Origin of the sequence: Phaeobacter sp. CECT 5382 (genome assembly GCF_001457775.1) — a bacterium.
Classification (GTDB): domain Bacteria; phylum Pseudomonadota; class Alphaproteobacteria; order Rhodobacterales; family Rhodobacteraceae; genus Pseudophaeobacter.
In genome coordinates, this window is the sequence record NZ_CYSG01000007.1 from 192,038 (window position 1) to 214,888 (window position 22,851).

Sequence of the window (22,851 nt, forward strand, 5' to 3'; positions counted from 1 at the left end):
AATTGCGGGACCTTGAAATCCCAAGGCCCCGCAGTGATTGTTTTTAAACCTGCCGCTCAATCGCCGTCTGCAATCCCTGCCTGACGCAGCCGCGCGCGCCGGGCACGATACGTGGGCAGCACCACCAGAACGGCCGCCAGCACCAACAAGGCCAGCGTCATCGGCCGCTCCAGCAAAAAACCCAGCCCGTCATAAAGCTGCATCGCCCGAGAAAAGTTGTCCTCCAGCATCGAACCCAGAATGAAGCCGATCAGCAACGGCGCCAGCGGGTAGTCCGCAAACCGCAGCAGGGTGGCGCAGAAACCAAAGCCCACAAGGATCAGCAGCTCTGTTGCATTGTTCTGGCCGATATAGGCCCCCATGAGGGTAAAGAAAAAAATAAATGGGATCAGATAGTTGCGCGGCACCTCCAGCACCTTGGCGATATAGGGGATCAGGGGCAGGTTCAGGATCAGCAGAACCAGATTACCGATGTACATCGAGATGATGACCGCCCAAAAGATTTGTGGATCGTCCAGCATCAGGCGCGGCCCCGGGGTGACGTTGAGTGCAACCAGCGCCCCCAACAGGATCGCCGTGGTGCCGGACCCCGGAATGCCCAGCGTCAACAGTGGCACAAAGGATCCGGTACAGGCGGCGTTATTGGCCGTCTCAGGCGCTGCGAGCCCCTTGATCGAACCTTTGCCAAACTCTGCCTGTTCTTCCTTGGTCGCTAGATTGCGCTCAACCGCGTAGCCCAGAAAGGAGGCGATCGTAGCCCCTGCCCCCGGCAAGACGCCGATAAAGAACCCCTGTAGTGACTGACGGCCAATGACCGGAGCAATCTGGCGCGCCTCATCGCGGCTGATACGCAGATCCTTGATCTTGCCATCCTCAGCGCTACCAGCGGCCTTGGGGGGATGCATCACGAGAAACAGCGCTTCTGGCAGGGCAAACATCGCCATGGCCAGGGTGATAAAGCTGAAGCCCGATTGCAGATCCATCACGCCCATGGTGAAGCGTGGCATGTTGAACAAGGCGCCTTCTCCCACGGTCGCCATGATCAGCCCCAGCAGGGTCATCAGGATCGCCTTGGCCACCTGGCCGGTTCCGGCAAAGGCCGCAATCGCCGACAGGCCAACCACCATCAGGGCGAAGTATTCGGCGGAATGAAACAGCAAAGCCACCGACGACAGCGCCGGCGCAAAGATCATCAGCAACAGCGCGCCAATGGTGCCCCCTGCAAAGGAAGCAATGGCGGCAATAGTCAGCGCCTTTCCCGCCTTGCCAGCCCGCGCCATCGGATAGCCATCGAACGACGAGGCTACGGTGCCCGCCACCCCCGGTGCATTCAGCAAGATCGACGAGGTCGAGCCGCCAAAGATGGCACCATAGTAGACACCGGCCAGCAGGATCAGCGCCGCAGACGGATCGCCCAGCGAGATCGCAACCGGGATCATGATGGCGATGATCGACATCGGCCCCAGGCCTGGCAACATGCCAATGAATGTGCCGATCAGACAGCCACCGATGACCATCAGAATATTGGTGAGCGACAGCGCTGTTCCAAGGCCAATCAGAATACCTTCGAGCATAGTGTCACCCTCCCAGACCAGCAGGCAGTGGCTTCAGGTAGATCCCCAGAACGCCCTGCACCAGATACCAGACAACCCCGGCAGCTATAGCGGCCACGGGGATCAGAATATGCAGCTTGCGTTCGCCCAAAAGGGCCGCCCCACAGCTAATGAACCCCACAGTTGCGAGCAAAAAACCCAATGGCCGGATCAGCAGCGCATAGGCCACCATCAGCGCCAAAAGCCCCAACGCCTGTTGCCAGTTACCGGAAAAGATCCGCTCTGTGACGGACTGGCGCGGTACCTGCGCCGTTCTGTCGCCTGCCTTGGGCTGTTCCAGCCCCAGCACAATCACCCCAGCCGTCAACACGGCCAGCACCGACAGCACCTTGGGAAAGGTGCTGGGCCAGATTGGATTGAACTTCATGAAGGGCGGCAACAGCCCGTCCATGGTAAAATAGGCCGCATAGCCATAGGCCAACGAGATCATCAAAATGATCAGCGCGATCCAGCGATCCAACGCCATGATCCCCACCTCCTGCTGTGATTGAGTAGCTGCCACGTCCGCCATCGCGCGGCTGTTCAAAGAACGCGCCCGAAAGATCCGGACGCGTTGGACTGTTATAGATGTTTCAGAAAAAACCGGACTTACAGGAAGCCGAGTTCTTTCATCAGATCTCCGATGGCTTTTTCCTGACCTTCGAGGAAGGTTTTGAAGTCAGCACCTGAGTTGTGGATGTTCACCCAACCGTTGCGGGCACGCACCTCTTCCCATTCTGGCGTGTCATACATTTTGGCGATGGCCGCCTCATACATTGCCAGTTTGTCCGCAGGCAGGCCGGGGGCCGCGAAAAATCCTCGCCAGTTGACGAATGAGGCGTCAATGCCCTGCTCCTGCATCGTGGGCGCGCTTTCATAGGCCGCAACGCGGTCATTTGCCGTAACGCCGATGATCTTCACCTCACCCGCATTGGCCAGATCGACGGCTTCTGAAAAACCCGTCGACAGGGCTGCGATCTCGCCGGACAGCAGGGCTGCCATGGCTTTGCCGCCTGCGTCATAGGGGATGTATTTCACGCCTGTGGGGTCTTCGCCTGCGGCCTTCATCACCATGGCCGCGACGAGATGATCCATGCCGCCGGGCACGGACCCGCCACCAATGGCGGTCTTGCGCGGATTGGCCTGATAGGCCGCCAGCAGATCACTCATTGAATTGATCGAACTGTCCTTGCCAACCACAATGGCGGCATAGTCACCGATGGTGCCAGCCACCAGCGTCAGATCACGAAAGTTATGCGGGAACACCCCGGTCAGTGACCGGATCACGATGGGCGTGGAATTCACCATCAGGGTGCCGTGGTTGCTGTCAGCGTTTTCGATCAGATAGCCAATCGCCTTGCCACCGCCACCGCCGGACATGTTTTCAAACGACGCGGTGCCAACCAGCCCTGCCTTGGTGAGGGCTTCGCCAGTTCCGCGGGCCGTACCGTCCCAGCCACCGCCCGCACCGCCGGGGATCAAAAAGTGGATACTGTCAGCTATTTTTTCTTCGGCCCAGGTGGGTGTCGCCACCGTCAGAGTTGCGAGGGTCAGCGACGCGGCTGCCATCACCGCACGTCGTGTCAGATCCTTTGTCAGGGTCAATGTCATTATTTCTCCTCCCGTTTGACATTTGGCGGTCGCACCGCCCATGACTGAAAGGGAACACGCCAAGCTGACGCCAAGCTGTCATACAGCAAGCGTGGCACCACAAAGCACGAGAGCCACTGATGCGTTTCCTCCTGGTCGAAGACAATGCAAGCCTCGCAACTGCAGTTCTGGACCGGCTGCGGCTGGATGGCCATGTGGTGGATCACGCAGGCGATGTCGAGACCGCTGAAGGCTTTGCCGCCACCATGGATTACGATTTGATTTTATTGGATATTATGCTTCCAGACGGGGATGGTCGTGACTTTTTGAAACGCCATCGCGCCCGGCAGGAAAAGACCCCAGTCATTGTGCTGACGGCGCGCTCCGAAGTGTCGGACCGGGTCGGGGTTCTGGATCTTGGAGCAGATGACTATATCACCAAGCCCTTTGATTTTTCCGAACTCGAAGCCCGGTGCCGAGCAGTGCTCAGACGTCATGGCGGCAATGGCTCAAACCAAAAGCGATTCGGGGATCTGCTGTTTGATCCGATGGGTGGCACCCTGACTCTGGGCACAAAAACCACATCTCTGCGCAACAAAGAGCTGCGGCTTTTGGAGATTTTCCTCGCCAGCCCGGAGCAGATTCACTCCAAGACCAAGCTGGTGGACCGGCTGTTTTCCTACGACGAGGATGTGTCGGAGAACGCAATCGAAGTCTATGTGGCGCGACTGCGAAAGCACCTGGCTGGGTCCTGCGTCAGCATTCTTACGGTGCGTGGCCTAGGCTATCGAGTCTCGCAGGAATGAGCCCTGCCCCTAACCCCGCACCCCAGCGCCCTGGGGCGGCTGCAAAAACACCGGGCAGGCTGCGCTCCAGCGGATCTTTGCGCCGCCGACTGGCCCTACAACTGGTTGGCAGCGCCGCCATTTTGGCCTCAGTGCTGTTTTTTGCGGTCCTGGGATTTGCCCGTGATCTGTCGCAACGCAGCCATGACAGCATTCTCTTCGCCTCGGCCACATCGATCCTGGATTCTGTTACCGTGCAGGGTGGTGAAGTCACCCTCGACATCCCCTATGCGGCCCTGTCGATGCTAGGCAATATCAGTGATGACCGGGTGTTTTACCGCGTGACCCTGGATGACACCCTTTTGACTGGCTACCCGGATCTGCCAGTTCAGGCTACGCCCCCAAAGGGCGTGCCGATCACAGACAGGCGGCAGGGTGAGCCAAGTTTCCTCACCACCCGGTATCGCGATAGCAGCCTGCGCATGGTGACGCTCAGTCGGCTCATGGCCCTGCAGGAGGGCGCGCGGGAGATATCAATCTCCGTGGCCCAGACCCGCGATGGTCAGGCCGCCGAACTCGCAGCTCTGACCCGATCCGCTTTGCAGCTGGGCGTCGGTTTTTTCTTGATTTCAGCGCTTCTGGCATTGTGGACGGCGCAGTGGAGCATCCGCCCGCTGGATGTGCTCACCGGGGTTGTGTCGCGCCGTGGCCCCAAAGATCTGCGCCCTGTCAGGCACGCCGTACCGACCGAAATGTTACCATTGGTGCATTCCCTCAACCGGTTTATAGAACGTCTGCGCATCTCGCTCACCCGGTCAGAAGATTTTATCGCCGAGGCAGCACATCGGGTGCGCACGCCGCTGGCCACGGTACGCACCCAGGCAGAGATCACCCTGCGGCGGGTGGATAAGCCGGAAAACCGGACTTCTTTGCGCGAAATGATCCGCGCCATCGACGAAAGTTCGCGCGCAGCAGGGCAGCTTCTGGATCACGCCATGGTCACCTTTCGCACCGACAGTCTGGAACGCAAACCCGTTGAGCTGAGTGCGCTGGTAGCCGAACTGGTGGACCGCCTGCGCCCGGTGGCAGAACTGAAAGACATTGATCTTTGCTGTCACACCCGAAATGTGCCCGCCTTGCCCGGCGATGCCATTCTGATCCAGAACGCTGTGCGCAATATTCTGGACAACGCCATCAAATATTCCGCGGCAGAATCCCGCGTCGATGTCACGGTTCACCAGACGGCTCTGGATGCGGTCGTCACTGTCACCGATGCCGCGGGTGGCTTTCCCGATCCTGACACGACAGCGCTCACAGAACGGTTTGTGCGCGGCAGCAATTCCGTCGGCACCATCGGCTCTGGTCTGGGGCTCACCATCGCCCGCGAAGTAGCCGAGGCCCATGGCGGACAGCTGGACATCTCCCCTTCTGATACAGGAGCCGGCGCATGCGTTTCTCTCGCGTTCCCTTTGCAATAGCAGCACTATTTTGGGCGGTTTTCTCAATTAAGGCCACCGGTGCAGGTTCAGACGTCGGCTATGAGGTCGAGGCCCAGCGCCAATTTGGCACGCCCAATCCGGCAAGCGTGGAATTGCAGATTCTTTCCACCACGGATACGGCGCTACTGGCCCCCCTGATCGAAAGCTTTCTGCAAAGCCATTCGGATGTGGTGATCGACTATAGTGAACTTAGCAGTGCCGAGCTGATGAAGGCCGTCCTGTCGCAGGATACGACCAGTTCTGATGGCTTTGATCTGGCGATTTCGTCAGCTATGGATCTGCAGGTCAAACTTGCTAATGACGGCTTCACCCGCAAGCACAGCTCCGGAGTTCGCGCGCTGATGCCGGGCTGGTCCAACTGGCGTGATCATGTCTTTGCCTTTTCCCAGGAACCCGCCACAATCCTGCTGTCGCGTGCAGCCTTTGCGGATCTGCCACAGCCCAAAAGCCGCCAGAACCTGATCGAGCTGATGCGACGGCATCCGGATCGTTTCAGAGGTCGCATTGGCACCTATGACGCAGGCACCAGTGGGCTTGGCTATTTGTTTGCCACGCAGGATGCGCGCAGTTCAGACAGTTTCTGGCGCTTGATGGAGCTGTTTGGCAGCCTAGATCTGCGGCTCTATTGCTGCTCGGGGGCAATGATCGAAGATGTCGCCAGCGGCAAGCTGGTTATGGCTTACAACGTGCTGGGTAGCTATGCACAGGCGCGCCGTGATCTGGTCGAAAAAATTCTGATCCTTGAGCCAGAGGACTACACCAACATGATGCTGCGCAGTGCGGTCATTCTGAAGACCTCATCTGAACCTGATCTGGCCGGGCTGTTTGTCGACCACCTGCTCGAGGCCGCTTGGGGGGATGACGCCGATGACCTGACCTCTGGCTATCCGTTTCGCCATTATCCAGTGCGCAGTTCTGGTGAAAGTGCACCCTATCGCCCAATCCAGCTGGGGCCCGGTCTGATGGTCTACCTTGACCGACTAAAGCGGGCGAAGTTCCTGCGTGAATGGCACAGCACGGTAGAGCAGAACTAGCTTTTGTCTCCGTCCGGCCAGCTACCAGCGCGGGTCATCCAGCTCCAGATCAAACCGGTGCGGCATAAGGCCTGCCTGAAACCAGCTGACAAAGCTGTGGACTGAAAAGACCGGCAGGCCAGTGACGCGGCGCAGATCCCGCGCATAGGGCACCATGTTGGTGCACTCCAGCACGATCGCCCCCAGATCCGGATTCTGCGCCACCAAGGCCCGCGCCCCATCTATCATGTCCAAACGACAGGCGGCAAAATCGATCTGCGGCGCATCAGCGAGGATATCACGCGTGAAACAACGCAACCCATCGGTGCCGCCCACAGGCGTATCCGCCGGAGCCCCAGCGGCAACCAGATGCGCAGGCGTTAGAGTTTCTTTGGAAATCGTCAGCACCCCAACCCGTTTGCCACGTGGCAACAGCGCCTGCACCATCGGCACCTGCATCAGCGAAGAGGTTGCAACAGGCACCCCAAGAGCCTCGCGAACCTGATCCTGGATTAATGCCAGAAACCCGCAATTCGTGGTGATGCCATCGCATCCCATAGCAACCAGATCCCGCCCAGCATCCACAAACAAATCCAGCAAGGCCGTTGGGTCCCCGCGCACCACCCGATCCGGGGTAGCGCCCCGCACCACCCGGTAATGCACCGGAAAATCCCAGCTGAGTGCATTCCCCATGTCGCCGTGAATGCGGGGAAACTGGGTCTCCAGCATCAGGATCCCCACTGCGGCCCCATAGACCGTCTTGCCGCCCTGTTCCATGCTGTCTCTCCTTGGGTTTCTCAATCGTCAGGCACATAGAGCTGCGAAAAGGCAATGCGCACCGCCTCGGTCGCCTGTTCACGCCGTTTCTCAATATGGTTGCGCAGCGCCTCGGTGGCCGCCTGCGCATCGCGTGCGACCAGCCCCTCCAAAACGCGGCGGTGCGCCGAGACATCACCGGGGGCGCACCCTTCTGCTTGGTCACGCATACGTCTCAGATCGATCAGTCGGATATAGCGAATCCGCCCATTTAGGTTCTTCAACATACGCTGCAGCTCATGATTGCCGGACAGCTGCACCAGCCGGGTGTGAAAGCTCTCGTCCAGCGCCAACAGCTCTTCCAGTTCGGTGACGGTTTGATAGTCGGGCTCCATCCGGTCCAGATAGTCAGACAGAGCGGCTATGTCGGCATCAGAGGCCCGCGCGCAGGCGAGGCGCAGCGCCTCGCACTCCACTGCCACACGGGCCTCGTAGAGATCCAGAATATAGCTTGGTGTCAGCGGGCGGCAAAAGAAACCCCGATTGATCTGAAAGGTCAAAAAACCCTCTGCTACTAAACGGTTAAGCGCCTCCCGCAAGGGGGTGCGACTGGCACCCAAGACCTCGGAGAGTGCACTTTCATTGATCCGCTGATCCGGTTTAAAGGCAAAATCCGCCGCCATACGGCGCAGAGCCTCATAGACCCGGTCAACATTGCTTTCTCGTTTTGCCATTTCGCCTCGTCCGTGAACCTTGCCTGTGTAGCCTGCTTTTCCTGCGAAGACTGCTTTTCCTGCGCACCAGCACCTGTTGATTTAGGGCTAAACTAGGTCAGGCTTGACTTATCCGCAATAATGAATTCCAAACTGTATACAATCTTGAACGCAATTATTGATTCTGCCGCAGCAAACCGACTAGCAAGAGGGAAGCCCAGTATGAGCAACACAATGAACGGCGCTGAAGCCATGGTCAGGATGCTCGAGGCCCATGGTGTGCGCCATATTTTTGGCCTGTGCGGTGACACCACCCTGCCCTTTTATGATGCGATGCACGGGCTGGATCACGGCATCACTCATGTTCTGACCCGCGATGAGCGCAGTGCGACCTATATGGCCGATGGTTATTCCCGTGTAACTGGCCGCCCCGGCGTGGCCGAAGGTCCGTCCGGTGGTGGCGCCACCTACATTCTGCCCGGCCTCATCGAGGCCTCTGAAAGCTCCTATGCAGTGCTGGGCATCACCACGGATATCTCGGTGGCCTCTTATGGCAAATATCCTTTGACCGAGGTCGACCAGGAAGCCCTGATGCGGCCCCTGACCAAATGGAACACGGTGATCAAGCAGTCCCAGCATATCCCACGCATGGTGCGCACCGCCTTCAAGGCGATGACCACCGGGCGCTCTGGTGCAGCACATTTGGGCCTGCCTTATGATGTGCAATATGACGCGGTGGATCCCAGCGACATCTGGGCTGATCCCAAACATCAAAGCTACCCCGCCTATCCGCAAGCGCCAGAACCCGGAGCTGCTGAAGCAGCGATCGATGCGATCCTGTCGGCAAAATCACCGCTGATCATCTGTGGCGGCGGCGTGGTGATTGCCGGCGCCATGGAGGAGCTTGCGCGCCTTGCCGGTCGACTTGATATCCCGGTTGCCACCTCGATCTCTGGGCAAGGTTCGCTGGCGGATAGCCATGCCAACTGCCTCGGCGTTGTCGGCTCCAACGGCGGCACGGATGAGACCTGGGAGATGATGCAGGCCGCCGATCTCGTGGTCTTCATGGGTTGTCGCGCCGGGTCTACCACCACGTCGCGCTGGGAGGCCCCGGCACCCGGCACCCGCGTGGTGCATTTCGACAGTGACCCGATGGTGATCGGGGCCAATTACCGCGCCGAAGTCGGCGTGGTGGGCGATCTGCGCCTCTCGCTGGCAGAGGTCAACGCAGTGCTGGACCAGCACAAACAGGGCACCGCCACCTTTGGCGGGGCAGCTGCCATCGCCGATATCAAGGCCCGCAAATTCGAAAAATTCCATCATCTGGCGCAGAGCCGCGAGACCCCGATCCGCCCCGAACGGGTGGTGGATGCGCTTATGAAGGTGCTACCACCGGACGCCACAGTGGTATCCGACCCCGGCACCAGTTGCCCCTATTTTTCAGCCTACTACCAACAGCAACAGCCGGGACGTTTCTTTATCACCAACCGCGCCCATGGTGGCCTGGGCTATGCGCTCTCGGCCTCGCTCGGGGCTTGGTATGGACGGCCCGGTTCCAAAACCGTGGCGCTGATGGGAGATGGCTCCTTTGGCTTCACCGTCGGAGAGTTGGAAACCGTTTGCCGCGCCCGCGCTCCGATCACCTTTGTGGTGTTTTCCAATGCCAATTTCGGCTGGATCAAGGCCAGCCAGTTCGCTGACAAGGGCGCGCGCTATCACAACGTCGATTTCAGTCGCACCGATCATGCTGCCATCGCGGCTGCCTATGGGATCAAAAGTTGGCGCGTCGAAAACCCTGCCGACCTGGAGCGCATCATGCGCCAAGCGGTCGATCACGACGGCCCAACCCTTGTGGATGTGGTCTGTCAGGCGCTGGAAGAAAGCAACGCCCCAGTGCGGCGTTGGATGGGGTGAGACCCGGGTTCATTGCAGAACGGGCGCTGCGCCGGATGCCATGCCGAACAGGTTTAGCCCTGACCACAACTGCCTGTGCTTATCCCCCGCAGAACTCTGTTCCGCACCGTTCTCTGAGCAGCCACCAACCGCGCCGCGCGACAGCGCGGCGCCCGACCCAAGGGCGGTGTGGCAATCTCAGATTGCCGCTCGCGCGCGGGAGCCCCCCCCGTCTGGCTCTCCTTGCTCGGCCCACTCCACTGCCCTGTGCTAAGCTCATTGATACCAAGCGCATATCAGGCAATGCAGTAGGGAGCCAATTCGGATTTCAGCAGAGTCAGAAATTCCTGCCCGATAGAGGACAACGGACGGGTCTTTGAGGTGATCACAGCCATTTCCATCAGGATCTGCGGCTGAAAAGGCCGCGTCACAAAGCCACCTTCGCGATCAAAATCCAGCACGAAGGGATCCAGGACCGCCACTCCCATCCCCTCCTTCACAAAGCTCAGCAGGTTCTTGAACAGCTGCGCATGCACCCGCGTTTTCCAAGGTACTCCGGCCTCCTGAAAGGCATCTCGCGTGCGCCGATGAGTCATGTGATCCGGCCCCATGACCAGAAATGGCTCCCCCTCCAATAGCTGTGGCGTCAGCACTGCATGACGCGCCAGCGGGCTACCTTCAGGCAGGGCAATCAGGGTCTCGACCTTGATCGGATAGGCCTCCAACCCATCGTGCAATAGCGGGGTTTCGCAGATGCCGATCTCAAACAGCCCCGACATCACCCACTCCTGGATTTTCGACGAATACTGCGACTGGAACGAAATCGACATATCCGGGCGATCCCGGGCAAAACGCGCGATCAATTTGGGCATAAATCCAAATGACATCGAATGCTGCGAGGCCACCTGCAACTGCCCGGCCTGTTTGTTCTGCAGATCGATCACCGCTTGGGTCACATGGTCAAAGCCGCGCACCACCGTGTCAATTTCGCGAAACAGCAAGTTGGCCTCGGGCGTGGCCCGCAATCGCCCCTTATCACGTTCGAACAATTTGAAGCGGGTCTGGCGCTCCAGCTGATACAAAAGATTGGACACCGCCGGTTGCGACACCCCCAAAAGGGCCGCAGCACCGGTCACGGTTCCCGTCTCTATGACGGCGTGAAAGGCCTGAAGCTGTCTGAAACGTAAATTCATGCCATACTATATCAGTTTTCATTATGGATTGCATCGAAGATTGTATTTGAAATGATACCGGGCAATGGGCATGGTTTCAGAAAACAAGAATAGGAAGATCAGGGATGCCCCGCAAAATTCACCACGCTCTAAGGATCTTCTTCGCATGAGTGGACAACACACAGTCGTCGTGGGCGCAGGTATTGTTGGCGCGGCAACTGCGCTTTGGCTCAAACGGGCTGGCCATGAGGTCAAGCTGATCGACAAGGGCGAGCCCGGCATGGGGGCCTCTTATGGCAACGGCTGTCTGCTGGCGAGCTGTGCCATGGTGCCGGTCACCACGCCAGGGCTGATCCCAAAGGGGCCGAAGTATCTTCTGGACCCCAAATTCCCGCTGTTCATGCGCTGGGGTTATACGCCTAAGTTGCTGCCTTGGCTGGTGAAATACCTCTCGCATGCCAATGACAGTGATACCCGCCGCATTGCCAAATCGCTGACCCATATCGTTGGCGACAGCGTCGAGCAGCATCAGGCGCTGACCGCAGGCACTCCGGCGGCCAAATGGATTCAAGAGAGCGACTATAACTTTGCCTACGCAGATCGCGCCGCCTTTGAAGCCGACGCCTACGTGTGGGAACTGCGCCGCGAGGCCGGGTTTGTGCCCGAACTCATTGAAGGCTCAGCCGTGCAGGAACACGAGCCGATACTAGGAGAAAACACCAAACTTCTGGCGGTGAACAAGAACCATGGCTTCATCCTGAATCCGGCCAATTACGTCAAGGATCTGGTCGCGCTGCTGGTCGAGATGGGTGGAACGTTCATCCAAGCAGAGGTCAAGGATTTCGACCTCTCGGGGGGGCGCATTTCAGCGGTTGATACCGATCAGGGGCGTATTGCCTGCGATCAGGCGGTGATCTCCGCCGGGATCTGGTCAAAGCCTTTGATGCAGAAACTCGGCCTCAAGGTGCCGATGGAGGCCGAACGGGGCTACCATATCCTGTTCAAATCCCCCAACATCCACCCGCGTTACCCAATGATGGTAGCCGCCGGAAAATTCGTTGCGACACCAATGGATCAGGGACTACGATGCGCGGGTGTGGTCGAATTTGGCGGCTTGGATGAAACCCCGTCAAAAGCGCCGTTGGCCCTGCTGCGACGCACCGTGGCGGAGACCTTTCCGCAGATGCAGGCCACTGAAGAAGAAGAATGGCTCGGCTTTCGCCCCGCCCCGACCGACAGCCTGCCACTGATTGGCGAGGTCGGAACCTCGGGCGTCTATACTGCCTTTGGCCATCACCATATCGGCCTGACAGGCGGGGCCAAGACCGGGCGCATGGTGGCCAGCCTGATTACCGGCCAGCCAATGAATTTGGATATGCGTCCCTTTGAACCTGACCGGTTCGCCTGAAATCGAGACGAAAACCTATAATAAAAAACTGAAAAACAACAAAAACCAATCTTCAGGGAGAAGATAATGACTATAAAAACTTCGATCAAAATCACCGTTTCTGCTTCTGCTTTGGCCCTCACAGCCGCTGCTGCCTCAGCCGAAAGCTGGGACATGCCCATGGCCTATGCCGCCACCAACTTTCATTCAGAGATGGGCGTGGTCTTTGCCGACAAGGTGCGTGATTACACCGGCGGCGACATCGACATCACCGTGCATGCCGGCGGCTCCCTGTTCAAAGGCGGTGAAATCAAGCGTGCGGTGCAGACCGGTCAGGCGCCGATTGGTGAACGTTTCATGTCTGCCCACGCCAATGAGGCGCCTCTGCTTGGCTGGGACAACCTGCCATTTGTCGCAACCACATATGCTGACAATGAAAAACTGTGGCATGCCGCCAAGGATAAGGTGAACGGGCAGCTGGGCGATCTGAACCTTGTCGCTCTCTACACCTGCCCTTGGCCCGGTCAGGGCTTTTATTTCAAGAAAGAGGTCAACTCCTCAGACGACACTCAGGGTATCAAGTTTCGCAGCTATAACACCGCCACCGCCACCTTTGCCGAAGAGCTGGGCATGATCCCTGTCCAGATCGAGGCCGCCGAGCTGAGCCAGGCGCTGGCAACGGGCGTTGCCGAGGCGTTTATCTCGTCCGGGTCCACTGGTTATGACCGTAAGGTCTGGGAACATCTGACCCACTACTACAAGGTCAACGCTTGGCTGCCGCGCAACTATGTCATGGTCAACAAGCAGGTCTGGGAAGGCCTGAGCGCCCAGACCCAGGGCCAGGTGCAAAAAGCCGCTGATGAAACCGGTGCTGCCTGCTCTGCCAAATCCGAAGAGCTGGCCAACTGGTATTTTGAGCAGCTCGCGGGCAATGGTATGGATGTGACCGACGCAGGCCCCGCGTTCCTGGCAGAGCTGCAGGAAATCGGCACCAAGATGACCGCAGATTGGCTCGAAGCTGCGGGTGATGACGGCAAAGCCATCCTGGACGCCTATAACGCCCACTAAATCCATCCTTCACATGACGGCTCCTGCCCTTTTGGGTTGGAGCCGTTTAAAATACACCTTTCGGGGGATTGGGAATGCGCGACTGGCAACCTTTTCTTGGCCTGCCGCTATGGGCATGGCTGTTTGTTTTTCCTACGGTTCTGGCGCTTATCTGTCTGGCAGCCCCAGAGCAGACAGGCCGGACCCTGCGGCCACTGCAACGGTTGTTTGACAGGCTGTATCTGCTGTCCGGCGTGCTGGCCTCGGTCTGTATGGTGACCATTTTGCTGCTCATCGTGGCGCAAATGGTTGCCCGCTGGAGCAGCCTGACCTTTCCCGGCTCCACCGAATATGCGGGCTACGCAATGGCGGCGACCTCGTTTCTGGCGCTCGCCCATGCCTTGACGCGCGGGGCCCATATCCGGGTTTCGATTTTCCTCAACATGGGGCATCGCTTTGGCCTGTGGCTGGATGCTTTTGCCATGTGGATCGCCGCCGTCACCGCCACTTATTTCGCCCGCTATGCGATCAAGACCAATATCATGTCCGAGATGCTGAATGACCGCACCCAGGGGCAGGATTTCACCCCGGAATGGTTGCTCTCGTTCTTTGCGATGTTTGCCACCTCTCCTGCGGACTGGGGCAAACTCTGGGCCGAAACAGGCTCTGACTGGGTCTATACCCCTGTTTGGTTGCCACAATTGCCGATGTCGATTGGCACCGTCCTGTTGGCGCTGGCGCTTTGGGATTATCTGTGCCGTCTGCTGATCACCCGCCGGGCCAGCGTTACTTCGGAGGCCGTGGAATAATGGGCGAGATTTATACAACCCTCATCTTTGTTTTTGTCCTGTTTGCCCTGCTTGGCAGTTCGGTCTGGATCGGCCTTGCGCTGATGGGCGTCGCCTGGGTCGGCATGGAGCTGTTTACCACCCGCCCCGCCGGTGACGCCATGATCACCACTATCTGGACCGGGGCGTCCAGCTGGACCCTGACGGCGCTGCCGCTGTTCATCTGGATGGGAGAGATCCTGTATCGCACCCGGCTGTCGCAGGACATGTTCCGCGGTCTTGCCCCCTGGATGCGTTGGCTGCCCGGCGGGCTGCTACACACTAATATCGCGGGCTGCACCATCTTTGCGGCCGTATCAGGATCGTCTGCGGCGACACTCACCACTGTCGGCAAAATGTCGATCCCCGAGTTGCGCAAACGCGGCTATCCCGAATACATGATTGTGGGCACCCTGGCCGGTGCTGCCACGCTGGGTCTGATGATCCCGCCCTCGCTGACACTGATCGTCTATGGGGTGTCGATCAATGAATCGATCACCAAGCTGTTCATGGCCGGCATCTTTCCCGGCCTGGTGCTGGCGAGCCTGTTCATGGCCTATATCATGGGCTGGCATTTCTTTGCCAAGGATCAGCGCCCCGCCCCCGAGCCCGCCATGTCCTTTGGCGAGATGCTTGCAGAGAGCCGCTTTCTGATTCCAGTGCTGATGCTGGTCACCGTGGTGATTGGCTCGATGTACCTCGGGCTTGCCACCGCCACCGAAGCCGCCGCCGTTGGCGTCCTTGGCGCGCTGACGCTGGCGCTGTTCCAAGGTTCGCTCAGCTGGAGCACCTTTACCGAGTCGCTGATGGGGGCCACGCGCACCTCGGCAATGATTGCCCTGATCCTGATGGGGGCCTCTTTCCTGTCCTTGGCCATGGGCTTTACAGGGCTGCCCCGCGCCCTGGCAGCCTGGATCGACCAGATGAACCTGTCACCGCTGGTGCTGATTGTGGCGCTCACCCTGTTCTACGTGGTGCTGGGCATGTTCCTGGATGGTATCTCATCTGTGGTGCTGACCATGGCCATTGTTGAGCCGATGATCCGACAGGCTGGCATCGACGTGATCTGGTTCGGCATTTTCATCGTTGTGGTGGTTGAAATGGCGCAGGTGACACCCCCGATCGGTTTCAACCTGTTTGTGCTGCAAAGCATGACCCGGCACGAGATCTCCTATATCGCCAAAACCGCCATCCCAATGGTGGGGCTGATGCTGGTGATGGTGGTGATCCTGGTGGCCTGGCCCGAGCTGGCAACCTGGCTGCCCAACAACCTGCGCAGTGGCGCCGCCAGCGGCTAGTATCGGCGCAGGTATCATGGACAGATAAGGATGATCGTCAAAATGCTGACCAGTGTGGCCCGCCACGGGCAGGTGGCATTGGTCCTTGGGTTGCTGGCCGGGTTCCTGCTCAAGGATCTGGCTGCCGCGCTGAAACCCTGGCTGCCAGAAATGGTGGCCGGGTTGTTGTTTCTAACGGCTTTCCGCATTGGTGCGCCGCGGGCCTTTGGAGGGCTGAAGGACGGGGTGTCCAGCCTCAAATCCGTACTGATCTTGCAGATGCTGCTACCGATGCTGGCGGTGGGCCTGTTCTGGCTGCTTGGTCTCTCTGCCACGCCATTGGCAGTGGCGTTGGTTCTGATGCTCGCAGCCCCCTCGGTCACTGGCAGCCCTAATATCACCCAGCTTTTGGGGCATGCCCCTGAGCCTGCTTTTCGCCTGCTGATCCTTGGCACAGCATTGATGCCCCTGACGGTGATCCCGGTTTTTCTGCTGTCCCCGGATCTTGGCAGTCTGTGGCATGTGCTGACGGCCTCTTTCCGGCTGACCGGGACCATTGCCCTGACTGTGGGGCTGGCATTTGCCTGTCGCCATTGGTTCGCCCGCGACCTGTCCGAGCGACGGGCGCGGGCCGTAGACGGGCTTACCATTCTAGCCCTCATGGTGATCGTAATTGGTCTGATGGCCGCTCTCGGCCCTGCTCTGTATCGCGCCCCCTTTGAGGTTGCGCAATGGCTGGCCGTTGTATTGGTCGCCAATCTGGGGCTGCAGTATCTGTGCTTTCGCTGGCTTTTGTGGCGCGGTGCTGGAAACATTTCGGTCCCGACCGCCGTGGTTGCCGGAAACCGCAATTTTGCACTGTTTCTGATTGCTCTGCCTGCCAGCACTACAGATCCGCTGTTGATCTTTCTTGGGTGCTATCAAGTGCCGATGTATCTGACGGCCATGGTGATGCGCCCGATCTATGCCAGGGCCGCACAGCCGCAGAACTGATCCTGTAGCGGCCTGCTAGCTCGGAAAGATCTGCGCCATTTCTTCTTCGAACCGCGCCCAGCTCAACACCGCACGGTTGCCCGCCAACCCGTGATAATAGGACTTTCCGTTAGAGGTCGGCAAACCCGCCCAGATCTTGGCAAGATTATTCATGAAAGCCGTGCGGCTCATTTCTTTGGCTATCATCGCGCTCAAACCCGCTTCTTCGAGAAGTTGATGCGCCAGACGGTCCTGCAAGTTTGGCGAAAAGACATCACCGCGCTTGGCGCCAGCCTTTTTGGCAAGACGTTTGAGCGTGGCGGGAATAAACTGATAGCGGCCGATGGCATGCTGCTGGCCTGGCGTGCGGGCGATCCAGTCGTATATTTCACCAAGGGTCATCGCTGTGGGCTGCTTGCCCGGGCGAATTCTAGCCGCATGCTGTACCGCATCATATTGCGCGCTGCCTGCCTCTGCACTTGCGATCAGTTGCATCAGCTTTGCCACCGCATCCTGAGCCTTGCCGCGCGGCAAAGCACGAAACAGGCTGGTGCCGCTGCGTCCGGTGAACAGACTGGCAAGGGTAGATTGAACGGCTTCCATCTCGGCCTCGATATCGGCCGCCCCAGTAACCTCGTTGCGGCCCGACGACAGCACCGACACCGGATCATGGCGCGCCAGAACAGGCTGCGCGGAAGACAGCGCCCCTTGCTGGAAGAAACCTTCGTTCACGATGGAAAATCGCTCCGCCGCCTGGAGCGGACGCGCAAACACAGCAAAGCTGAGAAGCAAAAGAGCGAGGAGAGCTGGGGCAGCACCTTGTCTGGTCATGTCAGCCTTCTGTCTGAAACCAAGGATTGGTGACACATTGACCGGACAGTCTTGATATATTCTTAGCGGGCAGCCGTTCAGTGGAGCAAGACTGCTTTCGCAGTGCCTATGTGCCCAATGCCTTGTGAAACGCCACTTTGAGATCCGGCATTGCAAAGGGTTTTTGCAGCATTGTCACGCCCTCCTCCAGACGGCCCTGATGGACTATCGCATTCTCGGTGTAGCCCGACATGTAGACGACGGCTGCCTCGGCAAATGTTTCCAACAAGGTCGCAACGACGCTGGGACCATTCATGCCGTTTGGCAAGATCACATCGCATAGGATCAGATCAACCTGAGAAAGCGTTTTTACCAGATGCAACGCTGCTGGCCCGTCAGACGCCACATGCACCAGACAGCCAAGCTTGCGCAACTGTGTCTCAAAGGTTCGGCGCAGACTGTCATCGTCTTCGATCAGAAAAACGTGCAGCCCCGCGAGATTAATACCGGCCGCGGTGCCTTCGGTGGCAGCCGGGCTCTCACCGGCAAGAACAACACGCGGCAGGTAAATCTTGACCGTCGTGCCGCTACCAACCTCGGAATATATCTTGAAATGACCGCCGGATTGTTTGGTAAACCCATAGGCCATCGGCAGCCCCAACCCGGTCCCCTTTCCCACCCCTTTGGTCGTGTAGAAAGGCTCCAGAGCGCGGTCAATGGATTCACTATCCATCCCCGTTCCCATGTCTGAAACAGCGATGCAGACATATTGCCCGGGTTCGACCTCTTCGTAGCTATTCGTATAATCCCGGTCGAGCCTCGCATTGCTGACTTCGAGTGTCAGTTTGCCTCCATCCGGCATGGCATCGCGGGCATTGATGACAAGATTTAAAATTGCGGTTTCCAGCTGGGTTTTGTCGGCCTCGATGGCCCATAGCCCACCGTCCAGCACAAACTCCAGATCAATGGTCTCCCCAACGGTGGTATCCAGCAGCGCACGCGACTCATCCAAAAGTTGTGACGCATTGATGATCTCCGGCCGCAGCGGCTGCTTACGCGCATAGGCGAGCAGCTGACTGGTGAGCCCGGTTCCACGTCTGACCGCCATCAGGGACGTATCAAGATACCTGTGCTGCGCCTCATCGGAAATCTCTTCCTGCAGCAGCTCCAGATTGCCCAGAATGATCGCAAGAATATTATTGAAATCATGTGCCAGTCCCCCTGTCAGGCTCCCCAGAGATTTCAATTTCTGGGCCTGCAGGTAATTCGCCTGTAGCTGTGTCATCTCGGTCACGTCCTGGGCAATGGTGCGCACGATTGCCCCCCGGGATCGGCCGCCAGTGTCCAGCATGAAAAACTGGCGGATATATCGCTGATCTCCCGACGGGTGGCCAAACAAGAAAACCCCATCAGCAGTGCCGTTGGCCGCCAGTCTGGCAGCAATCCCGCGCGCCTTCTCTGCGTCTGCCACATCAATAATGGTCGGAATTATATCATCGGTGAAAGAACAGCAGGCGAGCTCCTGCTCGGTCATACCAAACAGGTTTGCAAAGTTCTTGTCGCATTCCAGATATCGCCCGGTCTCCAGCTCGTAGGCGCTGAAACCAATCCCGGCAAATTTCGCGGCAACCAGCAGGCTTTGCTCATGCGACTTTATGATTTCATGCGAAGACAGGATCTGATTGCGCATGGAATGGATGGAATGCACCAACCGGTCGAGTTCATCTCCTTCGTCTACGACATCACCGTCGCACCGTCGGCCAAGATCGATCTCGAAAGCCCGCCAGTCTCCTCTCCAGTTTTCAAGCCCATCTGCAATTCTGAGGACCGGCAGAATGAGCCGCCGGTTTAAAAGCCTTTGAATAATGAGGACGGTCGCCAAGACTGCAAGCGCAGCCACCGCCAAAGTCGCCAGCACCCGGCGGCCCACGTCCCATAACACGCCCTGTCGGCTCATTTGGAGTGTCAACATCCCGAGCTGCGTCTCTTCACCCCGGAAAGAACGCATGAGCGGCCAGGTATAGGAGTAGTAAGAACTGCCGCTTTCCATCGTGCCTGCCACAAAAAGAATTTGACCTCTGGCAGTCAGTTGTGCCCCCGTGACAGCCCCAAGCGTGATGTGTTCGTCCAAAAGAAGCTGGATTGTATCATAGTCAAGTTGCCACAGCAGATCTTCGAACAGCACGGCGCTGCTATGCGCCAATGTCTCCACCCGTTTTTCAAGTCTAGTGTTTCCAAGGCGATAGCTTGAAACTGCAACCACCAGTGCTGCCAGAAAAACCAGAGAAACGATCGGCAGGATGAGGCTTCTGTTGACCTTTTGGCGAATGCCCGATCTGCCTCCCGCTGCGTTCATAAAATTCACCTTTCCAAATAGTAGTCAGACACAAATGCGTCATAGGTGCCGTCTGCTTTCATTTCCCTGAGGTCGGGCTGCTGCTGGCCAATGAGGCTGTGATGGGCCGAGTTGAAATGCAGGTGCAGGTACTTCTCAATGCGAAAATCGGTTACTTTCTAGCCCTTTAGTTCAACCTCACCAGCGATATGTTTCGTAGTCGGCGTAGAGAAAAAGACCAGGTCAACGCGATCTAGAGCCAGCATTTCCGTCAATAAAAATGGGCGGCGCACCTGTTCGACATTGCCATGTCCAGCAAACAGATCTTCGGCTTGCTTCCACCCCCGAATATGGGCGACGCTATACTCTCGGAAATCCTCCGGTTTGGTTATTGCAATATCATCACGCAAGAATATGCCCGCAAATTCCAAGGGGAGAACCGGCTCTGGCATGGGGATTAGCGTTGGATATATTTCGCGCAGGTCGGCATGCGGAATTGACACTCCGTGAATGGTCCCTTCTGCCGCATCGATGACGCCACGCCGGGCTGAAATTTTCACAAATTGATAGTCAATATCGGCCCGGGCCAACATTTTCCGCACAATCAAATCCATGTAACCACCGCCCGCAGATGTGATCATCGGAGGAATACCTGCGACCGACAGGCTGACCAGATTTGGCTGTGCAAGAGCAGCAGCGGCGTGGCCTTGCGCATGCCCCGCAGGCATGGTCCACAAAAGCAGGTTCAAAACGATGGACAGGGTTTGAGCACACTTTAAAATTGTGCACAGGGAAAGTCCGAGCCGTTCCCTTGTTTGGATCTCTGTATGCCCCCCTGGACCATCGACAGCACGATAGTATTCTGAATTGACGAGCCTGTGCCTTGACGGAAGCCAGCAAGACAACCGTACTTCAGCTGCGACCTTCTTTGACGCCTTGTTAGAGGTAAAAAGGCAAGGCCAATGGCCAATGCCCCAACGGAAAAAACCTACACACATCACATTCACACATCCAGCATTCCGCTCGACCATGAGCCTGGATCACATACAACGCTAGAGGTAGTAAGTTCTTCTGTAAAGCCCGCAGGCAGGACGCCGCCGAGGCAGTGCAAGCTGTTCTGCTCTGACTATTCCGTCATTGCCATCCTCTCAGGAGAACCGGGTAGGATGGCTGGGACCGGCTGCCCGTTCCTGCAAACGACAAGCCTGACACCCAAAGTCTGTGAGAGGTCCGGCTTCAAACAGGCTGAGCTCGACGTGATGCGAACCTATCCCAGCCCCCTTCAGAACGGAGTCAGGCGCCGCTCGAAACTCTCTTTCGAACGACGCCTGGCCTGTTTTAACCATACTGGCTGTTCAAACTCAGAAGTCTTGCCAGCTGGCGTTCCCTTCCAGAGGCGCCGGATGACTCGCGGGTTCTGTTGTCGCCCAATCCTCTGCATTGGGCTCATCTGCCTCAGGCAGCGAGGCTGCGTTTTTAACAACGATCTTAGGTGCGTCAGCCAGGGTGAACTCCTGCATCAACGTTGCCAGCTTTCCGGCATCGCTGTGCAACAAATGCCCGGCCGCTGTGGTCTCTTCAACCATGGCGGCGTTCTGCTGGGTCACCTGATCAAGCTGGGTCATGCCGGTGTTGATCTCGCTCAGACCAGTCGCCTGTTCAGAGGTGCCGGCAGCAATTCCTGACACCAGGGTAGAGATTTCATTGACGCGTCCAACAATACTGTTGAGCGCTTCACCGGCCTTGCCAACCAGCCCCACGCCCTGTTCCACTTGTTTGGAGCTGTCGCTGATCAGAGTTTTGATTTCGGTCGCAGCATCTGCAGATCGCTGCGCAAGACCACGCACCTCTGATGCCACAACAGCAAAACCCCGACCTGCTTCGCCGGCCCTTGCTGCTTCGACACCTGCGTTCAGCGCCAAAAGATTGGTTTGAAAGGCAATATCGTCAATCACACTGATGATCTGAGAAATCTGCACCGACGAATTCTCAATCTCGGTCATTGCCGAAACCGCCTCACGGACAACAACTCCGCTCTTCTCTGCTTCCTGACGCGCTTCGCCCATGGTTGCTTCCACGCTGCGCGCACCTTCGGCGGCAGACTTCACAGAGGCCGTCATCTCTTCGAGAGCCGCTGCAGTCTCTTCCAGGGTCGCAGCCTGACTTTCCGTGCGATTGGACAGGTCATCTGTGGCCTGGCTGATCTCGGCTGCTCCATTGTGAATACTGCCGGTTGCTGAGATCACCTGCAACATGGTTGATTTCAATGTCGCAACAGTTGCGTTGAAACTGGCGCGCACCTCTTCATATTCTTCAGGAAACGCCTCCGTGATTTCACAATCCAGATCACGCTCAGCCAAACGCCCAAGGTGGGTATCCAGTTTCCCTACGACAGCGCCTCGGTCAGAGACACGATTTTTTTCGATAGCTACAAGTTTCTCTTCTGCCTCCTGCAACGCGGCGCGCGTAACCTCCATAGCCTGGCTGAGACGCCCGACTTCAGTATTCTGGTCCAGGTTTTCCGGTGTGAAATCGAATTCCTTGCGAGAGATCCGGTCCAGATCGCGTTGCAGAGACCCAAATTGTTTTGTGAAAGACAAAATCAACCGTGCCCCAATGGTCGCGCTGACAAGCAATGCCAAAAGCACGCAAACAGAGGTAACAACCAGTGCCATCCAGGCTTTACTAGCCGCGTCTTTTGCAAGGTTGTCCATATTGCTTGCAATTTCGCCCTCTATCTCGTGGAGATAGGTCAACCAGGCAGAAGCATTTCTGAACCATTCCTGGGCTGAAAAATCAGGTGTTTTCCCTTCTGGACCTGCGGCAAGAATAGCCTTTCGCATCTCTGGCAAATCCGTTTCGACAAGACCTTTTCGCAGGTCCAGATCCGGGAAATGCGACCGTAAGGCAAGTTCGGCAACTTCCAGCAGCCTTGTTTCATTGCCGCCGGTTTCAGCAAACTTGAGATAGACTGGCAGCGGGAAGGCCCCTTTGCCCAGACCACCTGCGCCGGCTGCCCTTTGTTGGCCGGCGGCTTCCTTGGCTGACAAAAGCGCAACCAGACCCGACCCGATCTGGGCGATCTGAGGGTTCTCCTGCAGAATCAGCCTTTGGCCTACTCCGCTGAGCCCGCATTTCCCAAGTAACTTGACGTTTTCGCGCCTCCAACGGCCACTAATGTGT

General features: G+C 57.9%; 19 protein-coding genes. 9 read left to right on the forward strand and 10 right to left on the reverse strand.

The features are described from left to right. Positions 1–56 precede the first annotated feature (56 nt). From PH5382_RS09960 to PH5382_RS09970, 3 genes are all read right to left on the reverse strand, one after another. A complete protein-coding gene (locus tag PH5382_RS09960) occupies positions 57–1,574 on the reverse strand; it encodes a tripartite tricarboxylate transporter permease (protein ID WP_058334222.1) in 1,518 nt (505 codons plus the stop codon). A gap of 4 nt (positions 1,575–1,578) precedes the next feature. Next, complete coding sequence (locus PH5382_RS09965) at positions 1,579–2,079, reverse strand: tripartite tricarboxylate transporter TctB family protein (RefSeq protein ID WP_058334223.1); 501 nt, start codon at positions 2,077–2,079, stop codon at positions 1,579–1,581. A 122-nt stretch (positions 2,080–2,201) separates the two neighbouring features. Continuing rightward, positions 2,202–3,203, reverse strand: a complete 1,002-nt coding sequence (locus tag PH5382_RS09970; RefSeq protein WP_058334224.1) for a Bug family tripartite tricarboxylate transporter substrate binding protein — start codon at positions 3,201–3,203, stop codon at positions 2,202–2,204. 119 nt (positions 3,204–3,322) lie between these two features. Here PH5382_RS09970 and PH5382_RS09975 point away from each other — a divergent pair, with 119 nt between their 5' ends. From PH5382_RS09975 to PH5382_RS09985, 3 genes are read left to right on the forward strand one after another with little or no spacing between them, the layout of a single operon-like run. After that, on the forward strand, positions 3,323–3,988 hold the full coding sequence (locus PH5382_RS09975) for a response regulator transcription factor (RefSeq protein WP_058334225.1): 666 nt from the start codon (positions 3,323–3,325) through the stop codon (positions 3,986–3,988). Then, positions 3,985–5,445: a sensor histidine kinase gene (locus PH5382_RS09980; protein ID WP_058334226.1), complete on the forward strand. Its 1,461-nt coding sequence runs from the start codon at positions 3,985–3,987 to the stop codon at positions 5,443–5,445. Before PH5382_RS09975 ends, PH5382_RS09980 begins: the two co-directional genes overlap by 4 nt. Next, positions 5,415–6,500, forward strand: a complete 1,086-nt coding sequence (locus PH5382_RS09985) for an ABC transporter substrate-binding protein (protein ID WP_058334227.1) — start codon at positions 5,415–5,417, stop codon at positions 6,498–6,500. Before PH5382_RS09980 ends, PH5382_RS09985 begins: the two co-directional genes overlap by 31 nt. A 21-nt stretch (positions 6,501–6,521) precedes the next feature. On the opposite strand, the gene PH5382_RS09990 is transcribed toward PH5382_RS09985, so the two are convergent. Beyond that, the gene (locus PH5382_RS09990; protein ID WP_058334228.1) at positions 6,522–7,256 is read right to left on the reverse strand and encodes an aspartate/glutamate racemase family protein; all 735 of its coding nucleotides are present in this window, start codon (positions 7,254–7,256) and stop codon (positions 6,522–6,524) included. Between the two features lie 20 nt (positions 7,257–7,276). Continuing rightward, positions 7,277–7,969: a GntR family transcriptional regulator gene (locus tag PH5382_RS09995; RefSeq protein WP_058334229.1), complete on the reverse strand. Its 693-nt coding sequence runs from the start codon at positions 7,967–7,969 to the stop codon at positions 7,277–7,279. 201 nt (positions 7,970–8,170) lie between these two features. On the opposite strand from PH5382_RS09995, the gene PH5382_RS10000 reads away from it, so the two are divergent. After that, on the forward strand, positions 8,171–9,862 hold the full coding sequence (locus PH5382_RS10000) for a thiamine pyrophosphate-binding protein (protein WP_058334230.1): 1,692 nt from the start codon (positions 8,171–8,173) through the stop codon (positions 9,860–9,862). A gap of 275 nt (positions 9,863–10,137) precedes the next feature. Here PH5382_RS10000 and PH5382_RS10005 read toward each other — a convergent pair whose 3' ends face one another. Continuing rightward, a complete protein-coding gene (locus tag PH5382_RS10005; RefSeq protein ID WP_058334231.1) occupies positions 10,138–11,034 on the reverse strand; it encodes a LysR substrate-binding domain-containing protein in 897 nt (298 codons plus the stop codon). 145 nt (positions 11,035–11,179) lie between these two features. Here PH5382_RS10005 and PH5382_RS10010 point away from each other — a divergent pair, with 145 nt between their 5' ends. The 5 genes from PH5382_RS10010 to PH5382_RS10030 all read left to right on the forward strand — a co-directional run bounded on the left by PH5382_RS10010 (position 11,180) and on the right by PH5382_RS10030 (position 16,544). Beyond that, positions 11,180–12,421, forward strand: coding sequence for an NAD(P)/FAD-dependent oxidoreductase (locus PH5382_RS10010; protein ID WP_058334254.1), 1,242 nt, complete (start codon positions 11,180–11,182; stop codon positions 12,419–12,421). Positions 12,422–12,487: 66 nt separating this feature from the next. Next, the gene (locus PH5382_RS10015) at positions 12,488–13,468 is read left to right on the forward strand and encodes a TRAP transporter substrate-binding protein (protein ID WP_156414878.1); all 981 of its coding nucleotides are present in this window, start codon (positions 12,488–12,490) and stop codon (positions 13,466–13,468) included. Positions 13,469–13,542: 74 nt separating this feature from the next. Next, positions 13,543–14,256, forward strand: coding sequence for a TRAP transporter small permease (locus tag PH5382_RS10020; protein ID WP_058334232.1), 714 nt, complete (start codon positions 13,543–13,545; stop codon positions 14,254–14,256). After that, the gene (locus tag PH5382_RS10025) at positions 14,256–15,572 is read left to right on the forward strand and encodes a TRAP transporter large permease (protein WP_058334233.1); all 1,317 of its coding nucleotides are present in this window, start codon (positions 14,256–14,258) and stop codon (positions 15,570–15,572) included. Before PH5382_RS10020 ends, PH5382_RS10025 begins: the two co-directional genes overlap by 1 nt. A 30-nt stretch (positions 15,573–15,602) precedes the next feature. Next, positions 15,603–16,544 (forward strand): hypothetical protein, encoded by a 942-nt coding sequence (locus PH5382_RS10030; RefSeq protein ID WP_058334234.1) that lies wholly within the window; start codon positions 15,603–15,605, stop codon positions 16,542–16,544. Between the two features lie 15 nt (positions 16,545–16,559). Here PH5382_RS10030 and PH5382_RS10035 read toward each other — a convergent pair whose 3' ends face one another. The 4 genes from PH5382_RS10035 to PH5382_RS10050 form a co-directional block, all read right to left on the reverse strand. Further along, positions 16,560–17,354 (reverse strand): lysozyme family protein, encoded by a 795-nt coding sequence (locus PH5382_RS10035; protein WP_058334235.1) that lies wholly within the window; start codon positions 17,352–17,354, stop codon positions 16,560–16,562. A gap of 106 nt (positions 17,355–17,460) precedes the next feature. Beyond that, positions 17,461–19,689: an ATP-binding protein gene (locus tag PH5382_RS10040; RefSeq protein WP_058334236.1), complete on the reverse strand. Its 2,229-nt coding sequence runs from the start codon at positions 19,687–19,689 to the stop codon at positions 17,461–17,463. Between the two features lie 158 nt (positions 19,690–19,847). Beyond that, a complete protein-coding gene (locus tag PH5382_RS10045) occupies positions 19,848–20,396 on the reverse strand; it encodes a hypothetical protein (RefSeq protein ID WP_058334237.1) in 549 nt (182 codons plus the stop codon). A gap of 633 nt (positions 20,397–21,029) precedes the next feature. Beyond that, positions 21,030–22,847, reverse strand: coding sequence for a methyl-accepting chemotaxis protein (locus PH5382_RS10050; RefSeq protein ID WP_082645627.1), 1,818 nt, complete (start codon positions 22,845–22,847; stop codon positions 21,030–21,032). Positions 22,848–22,851 lie beyond the last annotated feature (4 nt).

Coding starts and splice junctions, on each gene's coding strand:
- PH5382_RS09960 (WP_058334222.1), bottom strand. CDS start 1,574: ATGCTCGAAGGTATTCTGATTGGCCTTGGAACAGCGCTGTCGCTCACC.
- PH5382_RS09965 (WP_058334223.1), bottom strand. CDS start 2,079: ATGGCGTTGGATCGCTGGATCGCGCTGATCATTTTGATGATCTCGTTG.
- PH5382_RS09970 (WP_058334224.1), bottom strand. CDS start 3,203: ATGACATTGACCCTGACAAAGGATCTGACACGACGTGCGGTGATGGCA.
- PH5382_RS09975 (WP_058334225.1), top strand. CDS start 3,323: ATGCGTTTCCTCCTGGTCGAAGACAATGCAAGCCTCGCAACTGCAGTT.
- PH5382_RS09980 (WP_058334226.1), top strand. CDS start 3,985: ATGAGCCCTGCCCCTAACCCCGCACCCCAGCGCCCTGGGGCGGCTGCA.
- PH5382_RS09985 (WP_058334227.1), top strand. CDS start 5,415: ATGCGTTTCTCTCGCGTTCCCTTTGCAATAGCAGCACTATTTTGGGCG.
- PH5382_RS09990 (WP_058334228.1), bottom strand. CDS start 7,256: ATGGAACAGGGCGGCAAGACGGTCTATGGGGCCGCAGTGGGGATCCTG.
- PH5382_RS09995 (WP_058334229.1), bottom strand. CDS start 7,969: ATGGCAAAACGAGAAAGCAATGTTGACCGGGTCTATGAGGCTCTGCGC.
- PH5382_RS10000 (WP_058334230.1), top strand. CDS start 8,171: ATGAGCAACACAATGAACGGCGCTGAAGCCATGGTCAGGATGCTCGAG.
- PH5382_RS10005 (WP_058334231.1), bottom strand. CDS start 11,034: ATGAATTTACGTTTCAGACAGCTTCAGGCCTTTCACGCCGTCATAGAG.
- PH5382_RS10010 (WP_058334254.1), top strand. CDS start 11,180: ATGAGTGGACAACACACAGTCGTCGTGGGCGCAGGTATTGTTGGCGCG.
- PH5382_RS10015 (WP_156414878.1), top strand. CDS start 12,488: ATGACTATAAAAACTTCGATCAAAATCACCGTTTCTGCTTCTGCTTTG.
- PH5382_RS10020 (WP_058334232.1), top strand. CDS start 13,543: ATGCGCGACTGGCAACCTTTTCTTGGCCTGCCGCTATGGGCATGGCTG.
- PH5382_RS10025 (WP_058334233.1), top strand. CDS start 14,256: ATGGGCGAGATTTATACAACCCTCATCTTTGTTTTTGTCCTGTTTGCC.
- PH5382_RS10030 (WP_058334234.1), top strand. CDS start 15,603: ATGATCGTCAAAATGCTGACCAGTGTGGCCCGCCACGGGCAGGTGGCA.
- PH5382_RS10035 (WP_058334235.1), bottom strand. CDS start 17,354: ATGACCAGACAAGGTGCTGCCCCAGCTCTCCTCGCTCTTTTGCTTCTC.
- PH5382_RS10040 (WP_058334236.1), bottom strand. CDS start 19,689: ATGAACGCAGCGGGAGGCAGATCGGGCATTCGCCAAAAGGTCAACAGA.
- PH5382_RS10045 (WP_058334237.1), bottom strand. CDS start 20,396: ATGCCTGCGGGGCATGCGCAAGGCCACGCCGCTGCTGCTCTTGCACAG.